Below are 6,358 nucleotides of genomic sequence, written 5' to 3'. Positions count from 1 at the left end.
GTGGAAGCCGCCATCGCCCGCGCCAAAGCGCGCAAAGCCGAACAGCAGGCCGCCCAGGCGGAAGCCCCGGCGGCCGAGCCGGCCGACCCGCGTAAAGCCGCGGTGGAAGCCGCCATCGCCCGCGCCAAAGCGCGCAAAGCCGAACAGCAGGCGGCGCCGGCGGAAGCCCCGGCGGCCGAGCCGGCCGACCCGCGTGAAGCCGCGGTGGAAGCCGCTATCGCCCGCGCTAAAGCGCGCAAAGCTGAACAGCAGGCCGCGGCGGCGGAAGCCCCGGCGGCCGAGCCGGTCGACCCGCGTAAAGCCGCGGTGGAAGCCGCTATCGCCCGCGCCAAAGCGCGCAAAGCCGAACAGCAGGCCGCCCAGGCGGAAATCGCGTCAACCGCAGCCAATGACGACCCACGCAAAGCGGCCGTCGCCGCGGCGATCGCCCGCGTTCAGGCGCGCAAAGCAACACAGCAGGCAGTTAACGAGGAATAAATGGTTTTCAGAATCGCAAGCTCCCCCTATACCCATAACCAGCGGCAGACCTCGCGCATTATGCTGCTGGTGCTGCTCGCCGCCGTGCCTGGCATTGTGGTCCAGACATGGTTTTTCGGCTGGGGCACCGTCCTGCAGATTGTCCTCGCCGCTCTGACGGCCTGGGCAATGGAAGCCGCTATTCTCAAACTGCGCAAACAGCCTGTTGCGTCCACCCTGAGGGATAACTCCGCCCTGCTCACTGGCCTGCTGCTGGCGGTGAGTATTCCGCCGCTGGCCCCCTGGTGGATGGTGGTGCTCGGCACCGCCTTTGCCATAGTGATCGCCAAGCAGTTGTACGGTGGACTCGGCCATAACCCCTTCAACCCGGCGATGATCGGCTACGTCGTGCTGCTGATTTCCTTCCCGGTGCAGATGACCTCCTGGCTGCCTTCATACGAGATTGCCGCCCATATCCCGGCGTTCAGCGATACGCTGCAGATGATCTTTACCGGTCATACCGCCGCCGGAGGCGACATGGCCAGCCTGCGGCTGGGTATCGACGGCATCAGCCAGGCAACCCCGCTGGATACCTTCAAAACCTCCCTGCATGCCGGACATAGCGTCCAGCAGGTACTGCAGTTGCCGGTTTACGGCGGCGTTCTGGCGGGCCTGGGCTGGCAGTGGGTGAATATCGCCTGGCTGGCGGGCGGACTTTTTCTGCTGTGGCAGAAAGCGATCCGCTGGCATATCCCGGTCAGCTTCCTCGTCAGCCTTGGCCTGTGCGCGACCCTCGGCTGGATCTTCTCGCCGCAGAGTCTGGCCTCGCCGCAGATGCATTTGCTCTCCGGAGCCACCATGCTTGGCGCCTTCTTTATTCTGACCGACCCGGTGACGGCTTCGACAACCAACCGCGGCCGTCTGATCTTTGGCGCCCTCGCCGGCCTGTTGGTGTGGCTTATTCGTAGCTTCGGCGGTTACCCGGACGGCGTGGCGTTTGCCGTTCTGCTGGCGAATATTACCGTGCCGCTGATCGATTACTACACCCGTCCGCGCGCGTATGGCCACCGTTAAGAGAGCGAAGATGTTAAAAACCATGCGAAAACACGGCGTCACGCTGGCGCTGTTTGCCGCCGGCTCCACCGGGCTAACGGCGGCGATCAATGAGTTGACCAAAAGCACCATCGACCAGCAGGCGGCACAACAGCAGAAAGCGTTATTCGACCAGGTTTTACCTGCCGACCGCTATAATAACGATCTGCTCAAGAGCTGCTATCTGGTCAGCGCCCCGGCGCTGGGCAAAGGCCAGCATAAAGTGTGGATAGCTAAAAATAACGACCAGCCGATCGGCGCGGTCATGGAAGCCACCGCGCCGGATGGCTATTCCGGAGCGATCCAGCTGCTGGTGGCCGCCGATTTTAGCGGCACGGTCCTCGGCACCCGCGTGACCGAGCATCATGAAACCCCGGGTCTGGGGGATAAAATCGAGCTGCGCCTGTCGGACTGGATCACCCATTTTACCGGGAAAGTCATCCACGGCCAGGGCGACAGCCACTGGGCGGTCAAAAAAGACGGCGGCGATTTTGACCAGTTCACCGGCGCCACCATCACCCCCCGGGCGGTGGTCAATGCCGTTAAGCGCGCAGGCCTGTATGCACAAACGCTGCCTGCGCAACTTCCTGAATTCAGCGCCTGTGGAGAGTAACCATGAGCGAAGTTAAAGACGTCATCGTCCAGGGTCTGTGGAAAAACAACTCCGCTCTGGTTCAGCTGTTAGGGATGTGTCCCCTGCTGGCGGTCACCTCAACCGCCACCAACGCCCTTGGGCTGGGTCTGGCGACGACCCTGGTGTTGACCCTGACCAACCTGACCATCTCCAGCCTGCGCCGCTGGACCCCGGCGGAGATTCGGATCCCGATCTACGTGATGATTATCGCCTCGGTGGTGAGCGTGGTGCAGATGCTGATCAACGCCTATGCGTTCGGTCTGTATCAGTCGCTGGGGATTTTCATCCCGCTTATCGTCACCAACTGCATCGTGGTGGGCCGCGCCGAAGCCTTTGCCGCCAAAAAAGGACCGGCGCTGTCGGCGCTGGACGGCTTCTCTATCGGTATGGGGGCCACCTGCGCGATGTTCGTGCTGGGCTCCCTGCGCGAAATCCTCGGCAATGGCACGCTGTTTGACGGCGCCGACAGCCTGCTTGGCAGTTGGGCAAAGGTCCTGCGCATCGAGGTTTTCCATACAGACACTCCTTTCCTGCTGGCTATGCTGCCGCCAGGCGCCTTTATTGGCCTCGGCATGATGCTGGCGGTAAAATACCTTATCGATGAACGTAGCAAGCAGCGGAAGGCGCAGGCGGCCCGGGCCGACTCTGTCGCACCGTCTGACGCGACAGGGAAAGCGTAATATGAACAAAGCCAAACGCCTGGCGATCCTTACCAGGCTGCGGGACAACGATCCCCACCCCACCACCGAGCTGCACTTCAGCTCGCCGTTTGAGCTGCTGATTGCCGTCCTGCTCTCGGCGCAGGCGACCGACGTGAGCGTCAATAAAGCGACAGCCAAACTCTACCCGGTGGCCAATACGCCTGCGGCGATGCTGGCGCTGGGGGTGGAGGGCGTGAAATCCTATATCAAAACCATCGGCCTGTTTAACAGCAAAGCGGAAAACGTCATCAAAACCTGCCGGATCCTGCTGGAGCAGCACAACGGCGAGGTACCGGAGGACAGAGCGGCCCTGGAGGCATTGCCCGGCGTGGGCCGCAAAACCGCCAACGTGGTGCTAAATACCGCCTTTGGCTGGCCGACGATCGCCGTGGACACCCATATCTTCCGCGTTTGCAACCGGACGCAATTCGCCCCCGGGAAAAACGTCGAACAGGTGGAAGAGAAGCTGCTGAAGGTGGTTCCTGCCGAGTTTAAGGTCGACTGCCATCACTGGCTTATTCTGCACGGCCGTTACACCTGTATCGCTCGCAAGCCGCGCTGTGGCTCCTGCCTGATTGAAGACCTTTGCGAATTCAAAGACAAAGTTTACGCCTGATCGTCTTACTCACGACCATAGCCTAACTTTAGGTTATGGTCCGCATTTAGCTATTTAACCCGCCGTTAACACCACATAAACCGCATTTTCATGGGCTATTATCCGGTTATATAACAAACAACCAGCTCATTAATTTTTTAGTGTCGCAAAATTTCTATGCATTTGTGATCCAGATCATGCTCGCAACTCGATGTTGAAAGAATGTTATTAAAATGGAAATAAAAGTCAGGCAACACAACGGCTGATCAAAGATCACCAGGATAATAAGCCATGAATTTTTAGGATAATGGACCATATCACTACTTTATTGCGCAATCAGTAGAATATATCGCCTTTACGGGAAAAATGGGCGAATCAAAAAGATAAAAATAGCAGCGATAACGTAACGGTGAAATTTAACTCTGGATAACATTCATATGACCGGAGCATTATACCGCCCTGATTATGTGTAACAGATTATTACAAAGGCCTTGCCTGATGCGCCAGGATAGTGAACATTACCTGCCGTTTTCCCTCCAAGAATAACTATAAAGGCGGCGGTCCAACGAGATTGCGCCCCGAACACCCCCCAGTAAATATGGGATGTAAAAAAAGAGGTATATGTGTCTACTGCAAACAATAAACCAGCAGAAAGCGTGAGTCTGAACGCTTTCAAACAACCACGCGCGTTCTATCTCATTTTCTCGATCGAGTTGTGGGAGCGTTTTGGTTACTACGGCCTGCAAGGGATCATGGCCGTTTACCTGGTAAAACAGCTGGGTATGTCGGAAGCGGATTCCATTACTCTGTTCTCCTCCTTTAGCGCGCTGGTTTATGGCCTGGTCGCCATTGGCGGCTGGCTGGGCGATAAAGTGCTGGGTACCAAACGCGTCATTATGCTGGGCGCTATCGTGCTGGCCATCGGCTATGCGCTGGTCGCCTGGTCCGGTCATGACGCCGCTATCGTCTATATGGGTATGGCGACTATCGCCGTCGGTAACGGCCTGTTTAAAGCCAACCCGTCTTCCCTGCTTTCTACCTGCTATGACAAAAACGATCCGCGTCTGGACGGTGCATTTACCATGTACTACATGTCCATCAACATCGGTTCGTTCTTCTCGATGCTGGCAACTCCGTGGCTGGCCGCGCGTTTCGGCTGGAGCGTCGCCTTCGCCCTGAGCGTGGTGGGGATGGTGATCACCATCATTAACTTCGCCTTCTGCCAGAAATGGGTGAAACAGTACGGTTCGAAACCGGACTTTGCCCCGGTGCATATGGGTAAACTGCTGGCGACCATCGCTGGCGTGGTGGTGCTGGTCGCTATCGCTACCTGGCTGCTGCACAACCAGGGTATTGCACGCATGGCGCTGGGCGTCATCGCGCTGGGTATCGTGGTGATTTTCGCCAAAGAGGCGATGGGCCTGAAAGGCGCCGCGCGTCGCAAAATGATCGTCGCCTTCCTGCTGATGGTAGAAGCGATCGTCTTCTTCGTACTGTACAGCCAGATGCCGACCTCTCTGAACTTCTTTGCTATCCGCAACGTGGAGCACTCGATCCTCGGCCTCGCCTTCGAGCCGGAACAGTACCAGGCGCTGAACCCGTTCTGGATCATGATTGGTAGCCCTATTCTGGCCGCCATCTATAACAAGATGGGCGACCGCCTGCCGATGCCGCACAAGTTCGCTATCGGTATGGTGCTGTGCTCCGGCGCGTTCCTCGTCCTGCCTTTAGGGGCGAAGTTCGCCAGCGACGCCGGTATCGTCTCGGTTAACTGGCTGATTCTGAGCTACGCGCTGCAGTCTATCGGTGAGCTGATGATTTCCGGCCTCGGCCTGGCGATGGTCGCTCAGCTGGTTCCCCAGCGTCTGATGGGCTTCATTATGGGCAGCTGGTTCCTCACCACCGCCGGTGCGGCAATCATCGCCGGGAAAATCGCCAACCTGATGGCGGTACCGGAAAACGTCACCGATCCGCTGGTGTCGCTGGAAGTGTATGGCCACGTGTTCCTGCAGATCGGTATCGTCACCGCGGTCATCGCCGCCCTGATGCTGCTGACCGCGCCGAAGCTGAACCGAATGACTCAGGACGACAGCGCGGACGTAAAAGCACGCGAAACCGCGGCAGCCTGACGCCGCAGGGAAAACCAATTATTTTTAAGCCGCTAACGTTAGGTTAGCGGCTTTTTTTTTACCCCTGGCGGGACTAACATACAGAAAACTGCAGCCACGAGGAGTAACGCATGAAACTGTTCTACAAACCCGGCGCCTGTTCCCTCGCCTCACATATCGCCCTGCGCGAAAGCGGCCTGGATTTCACTTTGCAGAGCGTGGATCTGGCAAGGAAACAGCTGGAAAACGGGGAAGATTTTCTGCTAATCAACCCGAAAGGTCAGGTGCCGGCGCTGCTGCTGGATGATGACATCCTGCTTACTGAGGGCGTGGCTATTATGCAGTACATCGCCGATCAGGTGCCGGACCGCCATCTTCTGGCGCCCGTGGGCTCCGTTGCCCGTTACCAGACCCTGGAATGGCTGAACTACGTCGCTACCGAACTGCACAAAGGCTTTACGCCGCTGTTCCGCCCGGACACCCCGGAGGACTATAAGCCCGTTGCGCGCGCGTTGCTCGAGAAAAAACTGCAGTACGTGGATGCCTCGCTGGCGGATAAACAGTGGCTCACCGGCCATCGCTTCACTATCGCCGATGGTTATCTGTTCACGGTGCTGCGCTGGGGCTATGCGATTAAACTGGATATGGCCGCCTGTAGTCATATCGGCAGCTGGATGGCGCAGGTGGCGGCGCGTCCGGCAGTGGCTGACGCACTGGCAGCGGAAGGCTTAAAGTAAGACCAGAGACTGCCCGGCGCTCTGCCGGGCAGAGT

The 6,358-nt window shown here is 58.3% G+C and carries 6 protein-coding genes and 1 pseudogene; all 7 read left to right on the top strand.

All coding sequences use genetic code 11. The features are described 5' to 3' along the window. Positions 1–477, top strand: a pseudogene (locus MKR05_RS08645) (electron transport complex subunit RsxC); the annotation flags it as partial. Beyond that, on the top strand, positions 478–1,530 hold the full coding sequence (gene rsxD, locus MKR05_RS08640; RefSeq protein ID WP_032453109.1) for an electron transport complex subunit RsxD: 1,053 nt from the start codon (positions 478–480) through the stop codon (positions 1,528–1,530). Positions 1,531–1,540: 10 nt separating this feature from the next. Further along, a complete protein-coding gene (gene rsxG / locus MKR05_RS08635; protein WP_032453110.1) occupies positions 1,541–2,161 on the top strand; it encodes an electron transport complex subunit RsxG in 621 nt (206 codons plus the stop codon). 2 nt (positions 2,162–2,163) lie between these two features. Beyond that, positions 2,164–2,862: an electron transport complex subunit E gene (locus MKR05_RS08630; RefSeq protein WP_023289925.1), complete on the top strand. Its 699-nt coding sequence runs from the start codon at positions 2,164–2,166 to the stop codon at positions 2,860–2,862. 1 nt (position 2,863) lies between these two features. Then, positions 2,864–3,499 carry an endonuclease III gene (gene nth / locus MKR05_RS08625; protein WP_023289926.1) on the top strand — a complete coding sequence of 212 codons (636 nt, stop codon included), beginning with the start codon at positions 2,864–2,866 and terminating at the stop codon, positions 3,497–3,499. A 602-nt stretch (positions 3,500–4,101) separates the two neighbouring features. Then, positions 4,102–5,607, top strand: coding sequence for a dipeptide/tripeptide permease DtpA (dtpA, locus tag MKR05_RS08620; protein WP_023289927.1), 1,506 nt, complete (start codon positions 4,102–4,104; stop codon positions 5,605–5,607). Positions 5,608–5,717: 110 nt separating this feature from the next. Then, positions 5,718–6,323, top strand: coding sequence for a glutathione transferase GstA (gene gstA / locus MKR05_RS08615; protein WP_284118106.1), 606 nt, complete (start codon positions 5,718–5,720; stop codon positions 6,321–6,323). The last annotated feature ends 35 nt before the right edge of the window (positions 6,324–6,358 follow it).

This window comes from Klebsiella sp. K5-204 (assembly GCF_030128585.1).
Lineage (GTDB): Bacteria > Pseudomonadota > Gammaproteobacteria > Enterobacterales > Enterobacteriaceae > Klebsiella > Klebsiella quasipneumoniae.
Note: the sequence above shows the minus strand (reverse complement) of the source record. Positions and strands in the feature narration are given on the sequence as shown.